The 18962-nt window shown below is 66.8% G+C and carries 12 protein-coding genes and 1 pseudogene; 8 read left to right on the top strand and 5 right to left on the bottom strand.

Annotated elements, in window-relative coordinates:
• The first annotated feature begins 2 nt into the window (after window positions 1–2).
• From ABD385_RS29280 to ABD385_RS29255, 6 genes are all read left to right on the top strand, one after another.
• Window positions 3–1259: a DegT/DnrJ/EryC1/StrS family aminotransferase gene (locus ABD385_RS29280; RefSeq protein ID WP_344581729.1), complete on the top strand. Its 1257-nt coding sequence runs from the start codon at window positions 3–5 to the stop codon at window positions 1257–1259.
• A gap of 12 nt (window positions 1260–1271) precedes the next feature.
• Window positions 1272–1835 carry a GNAT family N-acetyltransferase gene (locus ABD385_RS29275; RefSeq protein ID WP_344581727.1) on the top strand — a complete coding sequence of 188 codons (564 nt, stop codon included), beginning with the start codon at window positions 1272–1274 and terminating at the stop codon, window positions 1833–1835.
• Window positions 1816–2955: a class I SAM-dependent methyltransferase gene (locus tag ABD385_RS29270; protein ID WP_344581725.1), complete on the top strand. Its 1140-nt coding sequence runs from the start codon at window positions 1816–1818 to the stop codon at window positions 2953–2955. The genes ABD385_RS29275 and ABD385_RS29270 overlap by 20 nt, the downstream gene beginning before the upstream one ends.
• Window positions 2956–3023: 68 nt before the next feature.
• A complete protein-coding gene (locus ABD385_RS29265) occupies window positions 3024–4157 on the top strand; it encodes a glycosyltransferase (RefSeq protein WP_344581723.1) in 1134 nt (377 codons plus the stop codon).
• Window positions 4158–4160: 3 nt separating this feature from the next.
• Window positions 4161–5354, top strand: a complete 1194-nt coding sequence (locus ABD385_RS29260; protein ID WP_344581721.1) for a cytochrome P450 — start codon at window positions 4161–4163, stop codon at window positions 5352–5354.
• Window positions 5351–6664 (top strand): MFS transporter, encoded by a 1314-nt coding sequence (locus ABD385_RS29255; protein WP_344581719.1) that lies wholly within the window; start codon window positions 5351–5353, stop codon window positions 6662–6664. Before ABD385_RS29260 ends, ABD385_RS29255 begins: the two co-directional genes overlap by 4 nt.
• A gap of 133 nt (window positions 6665–6797) precedes the next feature.
• On the opposite strand, the pseudogene ABD385_RS29250 reads toward ABD385_RS29255, so the two are convergent.
• Window positions 6798–6952, bottom strand: a pseudogene (locus tag ABD385_RS29250) (IS6 family transposase); the annotation flags it as partial.
• 718 nt (window positions 6953–7670) lie between these two features.
• Here ABD385_RS29250 and ABD385_RS29245 point away from each other — a divergent pair.
• Both ABD385_RS29245 and ABD385_RS29240 read left to right on the top strand, forming a co-directional pair.
• The gene (locus ABD385_RS29245) at window positions 7671–7955 is read left to right on the top strand and encodes a DEAD/DEAH box helicase family protein (RefSeq protein WP_344581717.1); all 285 of its coding nucleotides are present in this window, start codon (window positions 7671–7673) and stop codon (window positions 7953–7955) included.
• On the top strand, window positions 7937–9868 hold the full coding sequence (locus ABD385_RS29240; protein ID WP_344581715.1) for a helicase associated domain-containing protein: 1932 nt from the start codon (window positions 7937–7939) through the stop codon (window positions 9866–9868). The genes ABD385_RS29245 and ABD385_RS29240 overlap by 19 nt, the downstream gene beginning before the upstream one ends.
• Before the next feature lie 325 nt (window positions 9869–10193).
• Here ABD385_RS29240 and ABD385_RS29235 read toward each other — a convergent pair whose 3' ends face one another.
• From ABD385_RS29235 to ABD385_RS29220, 4 genes are all read right to left on the bottom strand, one after another.
• Complete coding sequence (locus ABD385_RS29235) at window positions 10194–11039, bottom strand: serine peptidase (RefSeq protein ID WP_344581714.1); 846 nt, start codon at window positions 11037–11039, stop codon at window positions 10194–10196.
• Window positions 11039–15490, bottom strand: coding sequence for a WD40 repeat domain-containing protein (locus ABD385_RS29230; protein WP_344581713.1), 4452 nt, complete (start codon window positions 15488–15490; stop codon window positions 11039–11041). The genes ABD385_RS29235 and ABD385_RS29230 overlap by 1 nt, the downstream gene beginning before the upstream one ends.
• A 986-nt stretch (window positions 15491–16476) precedes the next feature.
• The gene (locus ABD385_RS29225; protein WP_344581711.1) at window positions 16477–17691 is read right to left on the bottom strand and encodes a hypothetical protein; all 1215 of its coding nucleotides are present in this window, start codon (window positions 17689–17691) and stop codon (window positions 16477–16479) included.
• A gap of 174 nt (window positions 17692–17865) precedes the next feature.
• Window positions 17866–18894, bottom strand: coding sequence for a TniB family NTP-binding protein (locus tag ABD385_RS29220; RefSeq protein WP_344581709.1), 1029 nt, complete (start codon window positions 18892–18894; stop codon window positions 17866–17868).
• Window positions 18895–18962: the final 68 nt, after the last annotated feature.

Here is an 18962-nt window from a genome sequence, read left to right as displayed (position 1 = left end):
CCATGACCGAGGTGACCAACAGCCATCCGACCGGCCCGACGCAGTACCCGCCGCCCCCGCCCCTCCCCAAGCCGTCGGCCTCGATCGGGGCCGGCCTCTTCGACGACAACGAGGAGGAGGCCGTAGTGCGGGTCCTGCGCGGCCGCAGAACATCCCGTTACTACGGGCAGGACGACCAGGAACCGCCGCCCAGCGAGATAGAGGCATGGGAAGCGGAGTTGGGCGCCTACCTTCAGGCGCCGCACGTCACAGCCGTGTCCTCCGGGACGGCCGCCCTGCTGTGCGCACTGGCCGCCGCCGGAGTCGGCCCCGGGTCCGAAGTCATCGCCCCCTGCTACGGATTCGTGGCCATTCCCGCCGTCGTGGCCGCACTGGGGGCCCACCTGGTGGCGGTCGGTCTGGACGACGGACTCACCGCCGACCCGGCCGACGTTGCACGCGCCTGCACCCCTCGCACCGCCGCCGTCGTCGCAGTGCACATGCGCGGCGCACCCGCCCACATGGACGCACTCACCGAGGTGGCCAGCGGCCGCGGTATCCCCCTGGTGGAGGACGTCGCCCAAGCCCTCGGCGGAAGCTACCGGGGACGACCTCTGGGCACCATAGGCGACCTCGGGACGTACAGCCTGCAATCCAGGAAGGTCATCACCTCCGGAGAGGGCGGTGCCGTGACGACCACCGACGCCCGCCTCGCCGAACGCGTCTTCGCCTACCAGGACTGCTCGGAGAACTGGCGTCGCCTGCGCTATCGCGGCCGAGCGGACTGGCCGGCCGCACTGCCCGGCTTGAACCTGCGGTACTCCGAGATCCTGGCAGCGGTGGCCCGTGTCCAACTGCGCAGGCTGCCGAGCATCATGGCCCGGCTGCACCACCACCACGCCGTCCTGTCCGAGCGGGCCGCGGAGGCCGGCCTGCCCCTGCGAGCCCGGCACGACCCAAGCGGCGCGATCGACACCCACCTCGTCGTCCGCACCCCGAGCGACGAGGCGGCCCACCGACTGTCGGACGCACTGACCGACACCGGCGCCGCAGCCCAACCGCTCTATACGCCCGGCACGCTGGACCTGCACTGTCTGCCCGGCTGGGAACGCTACGCTCATCAGCTCCAGGCGGGCCCCGGAGCCGACCGTTCGCTGGACCTGCTGTCCCGGCACGTTCAGATCGACATCGACCCCCGCTGGACGGACGACCAATGCGCGTCGGTGGGCGAGATCCTGGTATCCGCCTCCCGGGCGGACCGACGCCGACCCACCTGCTGACGGGAAACACTCATGCTCATTCACAGCGAGCGGCTGCTGCTGCGTGCCGCCGAAGACACGGACGCGCCCTTCGTCACCGCACTGTTCAACGCCGACGAGTCCGTGATCGCCTACGGACCGCACTTCCCCGTCTCCACCCGTGCCACGCTCGAAAAGCTGCATGCGCCCCGTTCCGTGTCGATGATCGCCCAGAGGCTGGAGGACGAAGCTCCGGCCGGCCTCATCCGCTTCTGGCTCTCCTGGGGCGACACCGTCATGAACGTCGACGACGTGATCTTCTCGGCGGAGTACCGGGGATCCGGTTACGGCCGCGAGGCATTGGGTGCGCTGCTGGACCACTTCTTCCGCCGGTGGGGCGGGCGGCGCGTGGAACTCCAGGTGCGCTCGCACAACGAGCATGCAGTCCGCACGTACAAGGGCCTCGGATTCGTCGAGGAGGGACGCCGACGACAGGTCGTGCCGCCCGGCTGGGGCGCCGACACCGACCCCGACTACCTGCTCATGGCCTTGCTGGCCGACGAGTTCGTACCGCCCAAGCCACGGGGAGGAGACAGCAATGAACACCAGGGACACTGACCCGGCCGACTCCCGAGCCGACGGCACCGGCACCCTGCTCTCCGCGTCGGACGCGCGGGCCATGGCGCACTTGGCTGGTGCGCTGGTCAACCAGGGGACCACCCGGCAAGGACGCCTCGTCATCGAACGCGGCCAGGCACAGCCACTGTGCCTGGCGTTCGACGTGCACTCCGACGACGTCGCCTTGCGTTGGGCCGACCCCAGCCAGGCGGTACCGTCCGAGACCCTGTGCATCCGGCTCGACGCGTCCGTGGCCCGGTCCATCGCCGCCGGCGAGACGCTCATAGAGGACGCGCTGAGCTCCGGCCGGCTGGACCTGACCCATCTGCAGCCCGAGGACCACCGGCTCAGCGCTCTGGTCGAGGAACTCCTCACCCGGACAGTGGTGCCGCTGCTGGACGCCGACGAGCAGGACGCGCCCCACCCGCTCGTCGGCTGGGGCCGGCGAGCGGGCGAGGACACGGGCGTGGACCACGACTCCGCCACTCGCGTCCTTGAGTGGGCGGTGGGCCAGGGACTGGTACCAGAGCTTCCCGAGGCCGAGGCCGGGCACCACATCACCCGGTTCACCATGTACGAACGGATCCGGCAGTTCTTCACCACAGGTGACCGCACCGGACGGGTGCTCGAAATCAGCGGCTCGGGCGGCACCATCGTCCAGATGTTCCCCGCCGAGAAGACCGAGGTGCTCAGCACCGGGTATCCCGAGGTCGACGCCACCGCCCTGCCGTTCGTCGACGCGGAGTTCGACCACGTGGTCTGCGACCAGGTGGTGGAGCACCTCCCCGACCCCTGGCGGGCGGTGCAGGAGTGCCGTCGCGTGCTGCGCCCGGGCGGCTGGCTGCTCCTGGCCACGTGCTTCATGGACCCTGTCCACACTCGTCCCGATTGCGTCGACGACTACTGGCGCTTCACCCCGCAGGGCCTGCGCGAACTGGTCAGAGACTTCAGCCGCGTCTACCAGTGCGAGGGCTGGGGCAACCGCGAAGCGCTGGCGGTCGTGCTGTTCGGAGGACTGATGAAGTACGTCCCGGTGCGCGGCAACCCCTTCCTGGAACGGGTCGCCAGCTACAACGACCCCACGCTGCCGCTGTCGGTCTGGGTGATAGCCCAGGCATGACGGCTGAGCACGACATCTGATCTACCGTCCCCCACTCCACGGGAGTTCCACAGGAAGGGAGTGAACTCATGCGGATCGTCGCCTTCGCCTGGAACCACGAGGGCCTGGGACACGTCAGCAGGCTCGCAGCCATCACCGGTGAACTGACCCACCGGATCCCCCGAAGCTCCGCACTGTTCTTCGTCGAGCAGCCGTACGACATCTTGGAGGAGACAGGCATCACCCAGATCCCCGTACCGGTGCCGAACTCGACCTTCGCCGGGGACATCGCCAGAGTGCACGACGACGACGGAGACCTCGCGGTGACCGCGGAAGCGTTGCGGCCCTTCGTCGCGAACGTGCTCAGCCGGGTGAACCCCGTTGTAGCACTGCACGACAGCGTCATCTGGCGCCCGCTGTACGACGTGTGCCTGTCCGCCGGGATTCCGCAGACGCTGGTGCTGCGCGAACGAGTGCGGCTCGCCGACTACCTCGCCTCCATCTCCGGAGAACTCGCACGGTTCGCGGGCATCGTCGTGCCACACGCGCCCAGCGACCATCTCGTTGAGGCCCTGGACGCCCACAGAGACAGGGCCGCCTTCATCGGCCCCGTCATCCGAGAGCGCCGGCCTCCGCGCCGGCGCTGGTGGCGCACGGAGCGGGACGCCGGCGGCCGTCGGCTCGTGGTGATCTCGGCGGGCGGCGGAGGCTACGACGACGTCGCCGCCTACCTGTCAACGATGGTCGAGGCATGCTCCGGCATCGAGGAGCCGCTGCACGTCGTCACCGTGACCGGACCGTTGTTCCGCGGCCGGCTGGACGCGCCACCCGGCTTTCCACATCGACTCACCACGCTGCCCTACGAACCGGACCTGTCCTACCTCTTCGCGGACGCCGACGCCGCCGTCACCCAGGCCGGGTACAACACCATCAACGAACTCCGCTCACTGGGGGTGCCCGCCGTGCTGGTCCCCAGCCCCCGGGGCTACGACGACCAGTTCCAGCGGGCAGCGGCCGAGGCTGGCAGCGCCCACAACCGGCTCTTCGTGGCAAAGCCGGTGGCCGAGGACGTCGGACGGGCACTGCGCAGCGCGCTGGCGCTCCCGCCGCGCACCCCGTCCGAAGGGGGCGGCTCACCGCTGTTCGAGCACAGTGACGGGGCGGCCGCGGCCGCCGAGGCCATCCTGCGCCGGTGCCCCGGCCTGCGTACCCAGGGAGAGTGACAGGTGCCCCCGTATCTCCCCGAGCACGACCCAGAGTTCCTGGCGGATCCCTATCCGCATTACGAGCTGATCCGCAGCGAGGGGCCGGCCGTCTGGGACGGCGGGCGGGCGGTCTGGCTGGTGACGCCCCAGCGCGTCACCGCCAAACTGCTGGCGACGAAGCAGTGCGGCAAGGATCCCCGGTACGGCGAGGCATCCCACACCGACAGCGAGAGCCCGCTGCTGCGGCTGAAGTCGCTGTGGATCCTGCTGCGCGACGGCACCTACCACCGGAGGCTCCGCGACATCATGACGTCGAGCCTGTCCAGGAAAGGTGTTCTCGCCCTACGGAAGGCGGTGCAGGACCGGACTCGCGAACTGACCGCCGACCTCGCCCCGGGTGCCCCGTTCGACGCGGCCCGCGAACTGGCACCGGGGCTGCCCTTCGACGTCGTCGTGCGCCTTCTGGGCCTGAAGGACCATCCGCAGGGCCCTCTGCGGGAGTGGTCACGTGCCTTGTTCGCGACGCTCGAACCGGGCATGGACCGGCCGACGTGGGAACGCGGTGAGGAGGCGGCCGAAAAGCTGTCCGCGCTCCTCACCGCGCTGCTGACCTCCAAGAACGGCACCGCCGCGAGCGAGGCGCTCCTGCTGCACGACGTGCGCGAGGCCTACTGCGCGGGGTACATCACCCTGGAGGAGGGTGTCTCCTCACTGAGCCTGATGTTCATCGCCGGCCATGAGACCACGGCCCAGATGATCGGCAACGTCATCAACGCGCTCGCCGTGAACCAAGCCGACCTTGCCGAAACCGACGGCGCCCTGAGCGCCAACCCCGCCGCCGTCAACGAGTTCTGGCGGTACGACGGCGCCGTGCAGAACACCATGCGGCTGGCCCGGAAGGAGCTGGACGTCGGAGGGCGCCGCATCGCCGAGGGCGACCGGATCCTCTTCCTGCTCGGTGCGGCCAACCGGGATCCAACGTTCCACCAGGACCCGGGCCGCCTGGATCTCGCCCGGAACACGACGACGCACCTGGGATTCGGCGGCGGACCGCACTACTGCCTGGGCGCCGCCCTCGCACAACTGGAGATAACCGAAGTGGTTCACCGGCTCGCCCGGATCGGAACCCGGGTGGAGATCGCCGGGAAGTGTGACTGGAACCCCTCCATCACCTTCCGGGGCCCGCTGTCGCTGCCGGTAGTCGTCAGCGGATGAGCACGATCCGACAACGAGAGGACGCCGAGGTCAGCAGGACACGCCTAGGCTGCCTGCTCTTCGGCCAGGGAGCCTCGCTCCTGGGCAACCAGGCCACGGCGTTCGTCTTCAGCGTCTGGGTACTGGGCAGTACGAAGGGCGTCGCCACGTGGTCACTCATCCTCTTCTGCGGCTACGCAGCGGGCGCCCTGGCGAGCTTCCTCACCGGCCCGGTACTGCGCAGGCTCGGCAGCCGCACGCTCATGCTGGCCGCGTGCGCGGGCGGAGCGACTGCGTCGTTCGCCCTCCTCGCACTGCACATGACCGGCGCGCTGGAGCCATGGATGCTGGTGTTCACCAACACGCTGGCCGGCGCCACGATCGGAGTGCAGGACCCCGCCTTCATCCGGCTGCTGTTGCGCCTCGGCGGTGACGGCAGGGCAACCCGTCTGCAGGGAGTCGCCCAGTCCCTGAACGCCCTGGCGTTCGCGGCGGCCCCAGGCCTCGCCGCCGTCCTGTACGAGACCGTCGGCATGAGGGTCGTCCTTTGCTGCGACCTGGTGAGCTTCGCCGTCCTGGCGCTCGCCGTCGCGACCACTCCGGACCTCCCGCTCGCGTCCGCGGCAGAGGCATCCGCGCCCGGGACGACGGGCGAGCGGGTCGGCTACCGGGCCCTGCTCCGGTACCGCGCCTACCGCCGGATCGTCGTCGTGCTCACGCTGGCCAACCTCTTTCTGGGCGTACGACAGAACCTGCGCGCACCCATCGTCCTGGGCCTGTCGCAGGACGGCACGAACGTGCTCGCTGCGGTCCTCACCGCGGGCGCGGTGGCCAGCGTCGGCGGAGGCTTTGCGCTGTCGCTGCTGAGGAAACAGGTGCCCGAGTCGCTGGGACTGGCCACTGCGGTGGTCGTGTCCGGGATCGCGGGACAGGCGCTGTTCGGCTGGGGACGTGGGCCCGCGCTCTGGATCGTCGCCAGCGTCACCGTGAGCGCCTTGTCACCGGTCATCACGTCCGTGGGCTACACCCTGTCCGTCACCAGCCTGCCCGAGCCGTTGAGATCCCACGGCGTCGCCTTCGCCCGGGGGTGTGCCGCCCTCGCCCTGCCAGCTTCCATCGGCCTTGCCGGGCCCGCGACGGCGTTCTTAACGACGGGCGCGTCGGCCGCCGGACCACAAGAGACGGCTCTGTCCTCGGCCCGGGTGATGGTTGCAAGCGGCCTACTCACCGCGGCGGTCGGGGCGCTGGCCTTCCTCGCCGCACGCCGGTCTGCCCGGCAGCCGGCGCCTACCACCTCAGCCAGTCACCCACCGACAGAGAGAGCGACCTGAGAGCTCATACCCGGTTCGTCGTCGCCTGAATATGTGGAACTGGGTAGTTTCGGCTGGCTATCGGGCTTGGGCATGCCGGGCTTAACGACGTGAGTGAGCACAAGCCTTACAAGACTGATCTATCCGACAAGCAGAAGTTCTTTATGGTGCGTTCCCGCTGCCTCGTTGGCTGATGGCCATTCTCAGCCCGGTTGTCGAGGTATTTCGAGCGGCGATGCTCAGCCGAGGGCATCACCTGCCAGCAGACGGCCCGTAACTCCGCAACTTGTACGTCACGATCGCAACGGGACACATACTCAAGATCCTTGAGGAGCTTGCGGAACTGCTGCGGCGCCTTCGCGCCCGCTGGCCCGTCCCGCGCTGTACGGCCAGTCCGGCTCGCCGCCTCGCTCCCCGCGACCTCGATGACGGTGCGTCCTCAGACGTTTGGGCTGTCAACTCCGCGTGCCGTCATGGCCGATGAATCCGCGCCGAGCGCCGGACCGACCGATGCCGCCTGCGGCGGGGAGTATGCGCTGCGTCCTAGCCGTCCGGCCCGGGGGTTCACCGGCCACGCCTGGACCGCCCCGGCCCGCTGGTGCCGGTATTGACTGTGTGGCGGGCTCGCGCCACCCTCAGCCCCCTGCGGGACGTTTCGCACGGCAGGGCGGCACGCCTGGACACCCGGCAGCCGAACCCGGGACAACTACGGCTGAGGGTGCACCCACCAGCACCTCGCCGTCCCCGCCACCCACCGCGGCGACGACGGAGACGCCCCGCTCCTGCTGCGCCGCCGGCTGTCCGAACGGCGCCGCAACGTCACCCGGCTCACCACACAGCAGAACAACGCCCTTCAGGCACTGGACATACGCGGGCGCTGACGAGCAGCCCCGCGGGCTTTGAGGAACGAGCGGGTTCGCTGCCGAGACAACAACTGCGCCCGAGCCGCGCCCGGCTACGGAAGGACGAAGACAGCCTGACTCTCGTCTCACGTGCGGTTCGTACCGGTCCCGCGCCGTGCGGCAGGATGACAGATGACCATTCCTGCTGTGAGTTGAGGTTGTGCGTGATGCCTTCCAGCCCCGCCCCCGCGGCCAGCGCGATGTCTCCGGCGGCTGCTCCTCGCCGCGTGCTGCGGTCGGATCAACAGCATGCGGTCGACGCGGCGGTACAGCATCTCAAGTCCCCGCGGTCGCGTGGGCACATCGTGTCGGCGTGCGGTACCGGCAAGACGCTGACGGCCCTGCGCACGGCCGAGGCACTCAACGCCCAGCATCTCCTCGTTGCCGTGCCGTGCCGAGCCTGGATCTGATCGGCCAGTGGGCGGCTGCGGCCCGTGGGGATGGACGCACCGAGCCGCTGATGGCGGTGTCCTCGGTGCGCGCCGAGAAGCACCCGCTGCTGGCCGGCGCGGGAGCGGCGAGTACAGGGGCGGGGGAGTACCTTGCGTACTGGCTCGGCCAGCGCAGGAAACGACGCGAGAGGGCGACCGTGTTCATCACGTTCGACTCCCTGGCGCGGATCGAGGAAGCCCAGAACTCCGTCTTCACCGCCCCCGGCTTCGACCTGATGGTCGTGGATGAGGCGCATCGCACCGCAGGGAGCTGGGACAAGCAGTGGACGATGATCCACGACAACCAGCGCATCCCCGCCGACCGCCGCCTGTACCTGACCGCGACCCCCTACGAATGGGAGGCCCCTCGCCTGACCGCGCCTCCCGGCACGCGCCCTCAGCCCAAGCGCACCGCAGCGACCGCTCCCACCTGGGAGGCCCCGTCCCTGATCGCCTCGATGGACGACCCGAAGACCTTCGGCCCGCGCCTGCACACCTACTCCCACGCGGACGCGATCACCGACAACGTCCTGGCCGACTACCAACTCCTCATCCCCACCATCACCGACACCGACCTCCGCAGCGCCCTGACCGACACCGACCTCCAAACCGGCTCCGGCCCCACAGCCCGGCGGACGACCGCACTGCACCTGGCCGTCCTCAAAGCCATGACGGAACACAAACTTCGCCACGTCATCGTGTACTTCCAGCAGGTCGCAGACGCCACCGACTTCGCCCGCCAGTTCCCCCACACCCTGCGCACCCTCCCCGACAACCAGCGCCCCGACTGGGCTGGCAACCTCAGCGTCCAGTCGATCAACGGCACCCACACCCCCGACCAGCGCCACACCATCCTGACCCGCTTCGCCGACGCTGAGTACGGCGTGCTCACCAACGCCCAAGTCCTGGGCGAGGGCGTCGACCTGCCGGCGGTGGACGCAGTCGTCTTCGCAGACCGCACCGCAAGCGTGCGCCGCATCGTCCAAGCTCTCGGCCGCGCCCTACGCAAACCCCCCACCGCAGAGCACAAGACGGCGTCCCTGGTCATCCCCGCCTACACCCCACCCAACGCCGACCCCACCGACCTCCTCGGCACCCCCTACGAGGCCCTCTGGCTGGTCACCGCCGCCCTACGCCACCATGACCAGTCCATCGCTGCCCGGGCCCCGCGCAAGAACACCAAGCGCCGCCTGGACCGCGATACCCACCAGCTGATCGCACGTCGGTTCCGCTTCGACTTCACCCTCGACCCCGACCACATCGCCCGCGCGATGGACCTCATTGCCTGGCCCTCCGACGACGCGGTCCTCTCCAAGCCCCGCCGCGCCGGCCTCGCGGCCGCCGTCCGCTACCACGCCGAACACGGCCACCTACGGGTTCCCACCGCCTTCGAGGACGCCTTCGGCTACCGCCTCGGACAGTTCATCGACGGGCAACGCACCGCCTACCACCAAGGCACCCTCACCCCCGACTGGATCACCGAGCTCCAAGACCTCGGCATGGTCTGGGACGCAGCCGAAGCTGCCTGGCAAGGCCACATGGCCACCATCGAGGCATTCCACGCCCTCCACGGCCACCTCGCCATCCCCACCACCGACCCCAGCGGCCCCTTCCTCGTCAACCAACGCGCCCTCGCCCGCAAAAACCTCCTCCACCCCGACCGCAACGCCCGACTCACCGCCCTCGACACCCACTGGACGCTCCCACACGGCCCCGACTGGCACCGCAAATACCACCACCTGTGTGAGGTCTCAACTCACTTGAGGTATCAGCACAGCGCTGGCCTCCGGTACCGCATATTGAGCCTGACAGCTTCCTGGTCCGATCTGGCGCCTATACAGGGTGTGACCAGGTGCGCGGCTTCTTGGATGAGACTGATGCAGTTGCGGTGAGAAGCCCTATAGAGGTGGCTCGGTGAGCTTGCCTCGCTGCTGTTGCCGACGCTTCGCTCTCTGAGCAACAGGCCACGGAGAAGGGGAGATGGTGGGCGGAGGAAGGTGTAGTAACGAGGGAGTGCATGAATACCCATCAGTGCCACGGCGGACATTACCCGTCTCTGTCCCAGTGATCGGCGCGAGACATGCTCGGCCAGTTGCGCGCGTGCGCAGTTCGGTTGTGACGTCTCAGACCGTCGAAGCTCCGCCGGTTGTACAGCAGGCCAGCCTGTAGTGAGGCCGCACAGCTGTGCTTAGGTCCTGAGCTATTGCCCACTACGGATCACGTGCAGTGCGGTGCGATGGCGGCTGCGGTCAGGCCGCAACTGAGGTACGTACTGAGCGTGTGGAAGTCCACCGCTGCCATGTGTGCCTCCTCGTGGACATCAACCGGGAAGCGATCTCCCAGGCGGCGGGGGAGAGCCACCAGGTCTCCTGAGTCGGCGATGTTGGTCCAGTGGGCGATCTTCGGGGGCCGAGCCCCGTAACCGCCCACCGGTGCGGGGTTCAGAATGTCGAAAACCGCTTCCGGTAGGCCCAGCGGCGAGCCCAGGGTGATCAGCACGCGAATGGGCAGATCGGGGCGGGCATGCAGGGTCTCGTAGGCGACTATGGAGCCGAGCGAGTGCGCGACGAGAACACTGGTGCCGGAGGCTTCGATGGAGTCGGCCACGGCTTGTTGCGCAGCCGCGCGGCGGGTGGGGGAGGCGAGGTAGCGGTAGACCTCTGGGATGAAGGCGACCGCAATTCGGGAGACTGTCTTTGCGGCGATGCCGCGCCTGCGGGCGACTAGGTCGATGGTCTGCCGCAGTGGTAGACCACCCCAGGACTGGCTTTCAGCAGGCTCGGTCGGCAGACTCGTGGCGCCGAGCCAGGCGAGCACAGCACTCTGCTCGGCAGCGGACAGGCTCTCTGCGCTCTCATCTATGCCTTGTGCCTCTGTGTCGTTGATGAGGTGCCCGTAGTAGGCCGCAGTGATCTGCGGCACCTCCACATGCCGCAGCCCTGCGTTCTCGTAGCCTGCAGTCAGCTGCAACTGCCAGGAGTCTGCGAGGGATTGGGCGGCCACGCTAGGAGAAACCTGCCGCTTCCAGTTGCGTACACCGTGGACCACGACGATGGAACCCATCATTCTCCTGTGTCTTGCGTGCGCTGTTGTAGTGGGGAAAGGTCAGCCCACGCGTAGAAACCGATGCGTGCTTTGAACGCAGCGAAGATGCCGGCGGATGAGGCGTCTGCCTGGACAAGAGTTGCAGGGAAGCTGATTTCTGCCAGGGGGGCATCGAACTTCATTGGCTCCCAGATTCGGACGGTGTCGTCTTCACCGCTCGTCACCAGGAGGGGTATGCCGTCCGGTTCCACGAGCCGGACCAACGTCACCTCGCTGCGATGTCCCTGGAAGTGCTTCAGCACCTTGCCGGTCGACATACATGCCACTACCACCGAGCCCTGCTCGTCTCCGAACGCCACCACGCCGCGGTCGTCGAGCACGCCCGTCGTCAGGCTTGTCACACTGAGCCTATGTCTCCTGAAGGTCCGTGAAGTATCACGGCCCTTTACACTGAGCAGGCCTGAGTCGTGGCCCAGCAAGACAACCTCACGCTCGCCGTCGCTGCCCCAGGCATGAGAGCGCACCGGGTCGTAATGCTCAAGGGTGTCGCGGAAGCTGATGGGCGGCTCCGCATCCATCAGCTGACTGATGAAGCATTCCGTGCGCGTCCGTGCGGTGAGGGCCGGTTTCCCTTCGAATTCGCCAATCTGAAGGCCGAGTATGGTGTTGTCCCATTTCAGTTCCTGCACGACCGTTCCGTCGGTCATCTTGATGATCCGGGATCGAGCTCTCTTGCCCATGCCGGTGGCCACCACGGCGACAGGTTCACCTTCCAGGGTGCCGGCTGTCACGGCAGTGGGGGGCTGGCCGTCACCGACGAAAAGAGAGGCCAGCAAGGTTCCGGTCGAGGTGTCCCAGGTGTTGATGAGGCCCTGTGCGTCCACGCTGACAGCGAACGCACCATTGAGGGTTGCAGTGGAGGCCACAGCCTCCAGAGGGCAATCATGGCCGGCCCACTCTGTTAGAGGACTGTCACGGTCTGACTGTGACCACAGCCCAACCCCCCAGGAATGCTGGCGGGCAATCATCAGCCGAGGCCCCTCGCTCGCCACAGCCAGAGCTCGCTGCGCAGATAGCGAAGTTCGGGTATGGCTCCTTGTGACTTCGCCGTCGGCGAGGGACTGCACGCTTATCTCGCCTTTGGGGCCGACGGAAACGAGGCGCGTCTCTCGCAGCACGCCCTCACACTGTAGGGCGACCAGCTTACTGTCGTGGCCGGGCCAGGGCAGGACACGTCGAGAGCCAGTGCGCAGATCCCAGATGCCCACGCCGTCGTCAGCAAGGGCCACTGCGACAGGTCCGGTAGCGTGATGAAGGATCTGCAAGGCAGTGATGCGGGCTGTGCCGCCGGGCCAGGTGCGGTGTGCGGTGCCGTTGGCGTTCCACACGTGTAGGGAACCGTCGACCGCTCCGGCAACGATCAGTGGTGCGTTATCGAGTACCGTCATGGCCACTGCGGTGCAGTCAATCCTTGCAACGTCGTGATCAGGCTCCCACAGATCTTCAACCCGACCTGCCGATTCTAGTTCCGTCAGCCAGCTGCTCAGAATGTCCACTGAGGCCAGTCGGCGTCCTGCCAGGTCGTGCACAGCCAGCTCGCCGCCGCCCGAACTGAGCACCACAGGAGCGTCTTCCCATTGCCCAATGGCCAGTGACACGACACTACTTCCATCTATCTGAAGTTGTTGTTCGTCGAGGGTGTCCAGATCCCAGACGAACAACTGACCCTCAGCTGTGCCACCAGCTATCAAAGTCGTGGTGCCGTTCTCCCCGATGTCCAAGGCGGTGAGATGGCAGTCCTCTTGCGGCACCAGCGATTGCACGAGGATGCCAGTACGAACGTCCCAGGCATTCCAACCACCGTGTGCTGTGGCCAGGATGACCAGCCAGCGACCGCCGAATCTGGCAAATGCCGCCACCTCTCCCGCCTCGTCTTCGTCCTCGATCACTGAGGCGTAGCGTCGATCCACGGTGCCCCAGGCAAAGGTAAGGATCCCCGGATGTAGCTGCGCTCTCTCACCTTCTTGCGTCAAATTCTCATCGAGTGCGTCCAGCTCGCGCATCAGCCAGGTTTCGTTCCAGGCATGGGCGGTATTACGCAGCCATTCGCGCCTTTGCTGCGGTTCGTGACGGGGTGACAGCGCTGCCCAGCAGATCAGCGCAGTGATCCTGCCACGCAGGGTCCTCTCGCTACCCAGAGCTTCACGCAGTAGCTGGGGATCGCAGTGAACAAGGAACGACGGGCACGAAAGCAGCCTGTCGAGGTCCCTGGCGTCGACAGCGTGCTGTGCGGCGTGCCGCAGGACATACGGAAGCGCAAGTTCCCAATTACGCGAGGCAAGATCGATCGGCCCTGGAAGGGTGTCAAGGATGCGTTCATGAAAGTTGCGTAGCTGAGAAGGCGAGGTCGCCCGGCGCAGGTGGTCGACTAGACTCTGGTGGTAGAAACGATAGAGGCGCCGTCCATCACTGTCAGCGGAGAACCGCAGATAGAATGAGGCAGCCTGCAACGCTTCCCACGTGTCAATGAGATCAGGGGCCGGAGCGCTCCGACCCGCGAACGTCGGCGTGACGGACTGGACGACCTCTAGCGGCATCCCCTGGCCGTAACCGTGAGCCACAGCTGCCAAAACGGCGGGCATGGCTGGGTGTTCTTGACTCAGCACATCTAGATGAAGTTCGAGCATGCCAGGCAGATGCGACGGAATGCGCTGTAGCACCTCTTCGATGGGCGGCGGCGAATCTTGGCCTAACAGATAGTGCGCGAACAAGGAAACCAGAAGAAACGCCCCATCGTCATGCCGTTGGACCAGCCGCTCGGCCACCGCCTCGGCCGTCTGCAGGCGCAGGCCCGCTGTCCCCAAGCCACAGTAGGCGGGGGACATCTCCAGGACCTCGGCCAGATAGTCCGTGAACTCCTGCTGACGTTCCTCATTCGAAATCTCGTCCAGATCCAGGATTCGACCACTGTGCGACGCCTCCTCCTTCAGGCTGCGATAACGGTCCCACCACGGTCGAGTCCCGATCAGCACCCGGCACACCACCGGATTCATACCGACGGAGGGACTCTCGCCGTTGCTGGGCCGACTTTGACGCTGGCGGCGTGAAAGCGGAAGGAGCACTTTTTCGAGGAGGTCGATATCAAGCGATGCCTCGTCGAGGGCATCCACGATCAAGGTAACCGGTTCGCTCTCCTGCGAAGCGATCCGCTGCGCCAACGCCTCTGGGCTCCAGCCACCGGCCGGAACTTCTCCCAGTTCCAGCTGCGCCGCGATCGAAGCCATCACCTCACCTGGGCCACGCTGCCGGGCATGCACCGCGGCCAGTCGCGGATTCAGCTCTGGCCGTACTACGCGCGGTACTTGAGATTGGATCTGCCCGCACACTGGACGCAGATGAGGGTGGGCCAGGCACGCCACCACCCCCAAGAGCGCGGACTTTCCTACCCCAGGACTGCCGGTGACCACCATGAGACGCGCAGGATCGTTGCCCTCGATCCACTGCTTGATCTCCGCGAGCGGCTTCTGTCGCCCAGTAAAATAGCAGCGCTGTGTAATGGCCTCCTGCCGTGGGGCGCCGGAGGCGCGTGAGATGAAGTGGACAGCATCGAGGGCAGGGTCCACTGCCGCAGCGAATTGCCATAGGCCATTCTCCATGGACTGTCGATATCGCCCGCCCGGTGTCTCCCGGTAGGAGGGATTAGCAAAGAATGGTGGAACAGGCGCACACGCCTCAGAGTGTGACGTACACAGCACACTTTGAGCGGGCACCCCTTCCTCCTCCGCGGACCGAGCGAGCTCCCGGTTGATCTCCCTCGCCAGGGTCTCCACCGGGATATGCTCCAACGTCGGCGAAAGGTCCAGCCAGCCTCCGCGCAGCCTGCTCAATACGGCCGTCGTCGCCCTGGTGAAGCGCGCCGCGTAGGTCTTCTCGTCGTCTGCGCAGGCAGCGATTACCCAGGCCCGGCGAGCGGCTGCCCGTATGCCGTCCACCCGCTGCCGCAAAGCTGCCCGTCCTGCACCGCACACATCGAGCACGAGCAAGACTGGAGGGCCGTCCTGAGTACTCTCGATCTGGTTGAGCCACTCGTCGACCGGGGATGCGGTCCAGGCAACGTTCCTGCGGTCCGTGTCGGCTGCCGCCAGGTACAAGGAGTGCTCTTGCCCTCCGGCAATGCCGTGTCCGGCAAAGTGCACAATGAGGGCATCACCCGGAACGCTCTCCAACGCTTTCCAATAGGCGTCCCGCCACTGCTTTTTCAACGACCCGCAGTCCAAATCATGAAGGGACGACCCGCTGCGGACGGAAAGACCGGGCATCTTGCCCATAACCTTGGCTAGGTCCCTAACCGCTGCCTCAACCGAAGGCAGAGGCTCAAGCGCGAACGAGGGAGAGAGGGATTCCGTTTCCTCACCGTCGTTCTTGTGCTCAAAGTCGCCTATGCCCACGACGAGCACTTGTGTCACCACACCCCCCAGGCGAACCGTTCCTCGTCCGACCAATCTTACGAGTCACCCACGGCAGTCGAGCTGACCAGGCGCGCTCATCCGGTGACGAGCCCGCCGAGCAGGCTGCATGGTTCGCCCATGCCTTCAACAGTGACGCGCACCCAGTGGGATAGGTCGTCGACACCACCGAAGACGGCTTACAACACACGCTGACTCACTGCAGCGTGTCTGCCGACAATCCGCACGCAGCCCGGCCGATGATACCGCTGTGAAACGTTCGGGCACTGGCGGTTCGGTGCATGTCGGCGTGGGGGCGCGTGGCTGAAGCACGACGACGAAGTCGTCGCGGTAAAGGAGATGTTCGGTTCTGCGGTCGGCAACGAGGTCTCGGTCCGACTCCTGAGTGCAGGTTCCGGCTGTCGCTGCAGGAGATCCTGTCGTCCGGACAGGCTTGGGTAGTTGCGGAGGGCCCTGGTCCTGCGTCTGCTGATCCGTGCGGGGCCGCGGCAAATACCCGCCCCTCACCGAAGCGAGTCGAGCGCTCGGCCTCAATCAACCAGGGCTGGCTGGGCTGACCGCTGACCGCTGACCGCTGACCGCTGACCGAAGACCACCTCGACGCCGTACTTGGTGGCCGACCGCTCCGACGGTTTCGGCCTGCGCAACGCCCGGGCTAACCACGGCCGCCCGGCGTGCCGAGCAGTGAAGGTGGAGCATCGAGCTGAGGGAGCAGCGGTCGCGCTCGGCCGGCATCCAGCCTGGTGTTGGCGCGAGGGTGGGTGCCGGCCGAGCCTCCGTCTTCCCCCGTCTTTGGTCTGCCTCGCTCGGGTTGGCAGCCGTTCGCGTCCACGTATCGGCTGAACAGGTGGCACTGGCACTTGAGCATCGGAGACCTGTGCAGAATTCCCTTCTCAGGCCAGCGATGACACGATGCCGCCTTCGTGGAAGAGCTCGTAGTCGTCTGCTGGTGTCCTGGTCACCGGTCCTCCTGACTTCACCTTCGTGCATCAGACGTTGTCAGCGGGGGCATCGGCAGTGTTGCCATGGCGGGCTGCTGGGGCGAGGGCGGTCAGGAAGGCGAAGGTGTCGTGGCCGTGGTTGAGGACGATGTCGAGTAGGCGTTGTTCGCTCCAGGCCCGGAGCGGATCGTCTCCGGACTCGGCCACGATCTCACGGCAGCTCGCAGGGAGTGCCGCTACCAGGGTCTCGTCATCGGTGTGGGTGAGGGCATCGGTTAGTTCGTGTAGCTGGCGGGAGAGCTCGGCGCCGAGTGCGACGTGGTCGCTTGTGGCGAGGCGGGCCCAGGTATGGCGTCCGCTGGAGGGGCAACGTACCCGAAGCGGCTGTGTTGCGGTGGCGTCCTGTGACGGCGTGGGGCTGGTGTCGGCGTGCCAGGGGCACGGCTTCGTGTGGTGCTTGAGGCAGAAGTCGATGAACAGGGTCGGGTCCATTTCGCTGGTGTCCCAGCCCCAGTCGATAGTGCAGTCACACACGTGGAGCAGCGGCGTCCAGTGAGTATCGGCAGGAGGCGTCGCAGTGCCGTTCGCGGGAGCGGTCTGATAGGGGACTCGCTGCAGGAAGTCGTTGCGCAGGTCCAGCATGACCTGCTCGGCTTGTTCGCGGGTAGGGCCGGGCTGATCGTCGGGGGCCCATGGGGCACGGGCGAGGCAGGCCAGGGTTGCGGTGGCGCGGTCGTTGGCTGAGTTGTGGGGCGTGGCTTCGTGCTGGTCGCGGGCGGCCGCGATGGCGGCGGTGAAACTGCTGTGCAGTCGGTGCAGTTGCAGTGGAGCGAAGATCAGCAGCAGTGGCTGACGGGTGAACGGGACGTCAGCTCGGAGGGCGACATGGCCGGCGTAGTGGAACAGGTGCGGAATTCCTTCGGGTACCGTGGCCGCGGCGGCGCCCCAGTTCTGGGCGCGCATACGCCGTTCCATGGCCTGCGCCAGCGTGAGCGGGTCGTTGGAGGGGGTGGCGTGCCGCACCTGTTCCGAGAGTAGCCAGTAATCCTTCTCGGCGGCTCGGGCCAGTTCCTCAAGCTGCGAGGGCAGTTCGGGCGCGATTTGGTAGGGCAGGGCGAGTAGGGCGGGCTCTACATGGCGCAGCGCTGGCCCGCAGCGCAAGGTCACACACCCGTTGAGAGCGCCGAGTTCGGTGGTGTCAACGACCACGATCTTAGGGGTGGTGAGGGAGGAGCTCTTGTTGCGGCTGGTGCGGTTTCCCATGGCAGGTGCCTTTCTTCCTTCAGAATGACGGACTGATAGATCCGGTCGTTCTCCTGGCGGCGGACGCATAGGGTGCCTGGAGCGTGGTTGTGCGGACGCCGGTGTGCAGCGCGGTCAGCTAGGTGCCGGAGGTCTTTCTCGGTCGAACGAGCTGACGGATAGCCGGGATACGCGTTAAATCTGAAGAATCGGATCTTCATCGAAGACTCCGATCGGCTGGTTGTCGATGAGCTCTTGTGTGATCGCTTCGACGCCAGCCTCGATGGCTTCCTGGGCGGCTTGGCAGATCAGGTAGGACAGCGGTTTCGTATAGCCGCCGGACCGCCGGTGCAGGTGCGTAGCGAGGTTAAGAAGATCGCCCGGCTTGTGTTGATGGAGGCGCAGGTCCTGGTCGAAGGCTTTGACGACTCCGTGGAAGAGGTCGTAGTCGTCGGCGCTGTAGGGGATCGGCAGGACGGCGAGTGTGGGTATTCCGCCAGATCCGTTGCCAGGTGAGGCGGGGCGTTTACTGCGCCGGGCGCCGTTGACGATCTCGCGGGAGCCGAGCCCGCAGTAGACGAAGGACACATTGCATTCGGCACCCAGGTAGCCGAAGTAGTCGAAGGCCGTTTTCAGTTCGGAGTTGTCCAGCCGGTCGATGCCGTCGACCAGGACCAAGCGGGTGCCACAGGTCTTCATGACGTGGCAGATCGGGCCCGTCATATCGATGCTGCGCTGGCCGCTTTCGGGGTCCTTGGTGTGCTTGTGGCCAAGGAACTCGGCGAACGGGATCGACATGTCCAGCTTGCTGCTCGGGGCGAGCGGAGTGTTGATATGGACCACCGGGATCCGCTTCGGATCGGGCGGCAGCTGGTCGCGGAGGATGCCCTCGAAGACCCGGCCGATCTGGCGCAGGACCGTGGTCATACCAGTCTCCCCGGGGCCGTCGATGGCCAGGTGCAGGGGGCCTTCGCTGCGGGGGCTGCTGGCCAGCCACAGTCGCCGGGCGATTGCGACGGCTTTCTTCAGGGCTGGTGTCTGCACGGTGCGCATGGTGGCGTGGTAGCGGATGCGCGGATCGTCACCTGCGGGCACAGAGCCGGTAGGGGGACTGGCGGTCAGGTCAGGAGGTACGACGACACGGTCCATTTGGGCCTGCCAGCCGCGACGGGTCGTCGCTGGCAGGAACAGGTCGGAGTCGGGGCCGGTGTGGTGGAAAGTCACGGCGGGGGTGTCCTTGGCAGGATGCCCCCGTCGGCGAGGCGCAGCCCCGCCGACGGGGGCGAAAAGGG

The sequence above is a fragment of the Streptomyces lunalinharesii genome (genome assembly GCF_039532155.1).
GTDB lineage: Bacteria > Actinomycetota > Actinomycetes > Streptomycetales > Streptomycetaceae > Streptomyces > Streptomyces lunalinharesii.
Note: the sequence above shows the minus strand (reverse complement) of the source record. Positions and strands in the feature narration are given on the sequence as shown.

Bases quoted from the DNA above. Each gene is read 5' to 3' on its own strand.
- ABD385_RS29280 (WP_344581729.1), top strand. From the start codon at position 3: ATGACCGAGGTGACCAACAGCCATCCGACCGGCCCGACGCAGTACCCG.
- ABD385_RS29275 (WP_344581727.1), top strand. From the start codon at position 1,272: ATGCTCATTCACAGCGAGCGGCTGCTGCTGCGTGCCGCCGAAGACACG.
- ABD385_RS29270 (WP_344581725.1), top strand. From the start codon at position 1,816: ATGAACACCAGGGACACTGACCCGGCCGACTCCCGAGCCGACGGCACC.
- ABD385_RS29265 (WP_344581723.1), top strand. From the start codon at position 3,024: ATGCGGATCGTCGCCTTCGCCTGGAACCACGAGGGCCTGGGACACGTC.
- ABD385_RS29255 (WP_344581719.1), top strand. From the start codon at position 5,351: ATGAGCACGATCCGACAACGAGAGGACGCCGAGGTCAGCAGGACACGC.
- ABD385_RS29245 (WP_344581717.1), top strand. From the start codon at position 7,671: ATGACAGATGACCATTCCTGCTGTGAGTTGAGGTTGTGCGTGATGCCT.
- ABD385_RS29235 (WP_344581714.1), bottom strand. From the start codon at position 11,039: ATGGGTTCCATCGTCGTGGTCCACGGTGTACGCAACTGGAAGCGGCAG.
- ABD385_RS29225 (WP_344581711.1), bottom strand. From the start codon at position 17,691: ATGGGAAACCGCACCAGCCGCAACAAGAGCTCCTCCCTCACCACCCCT.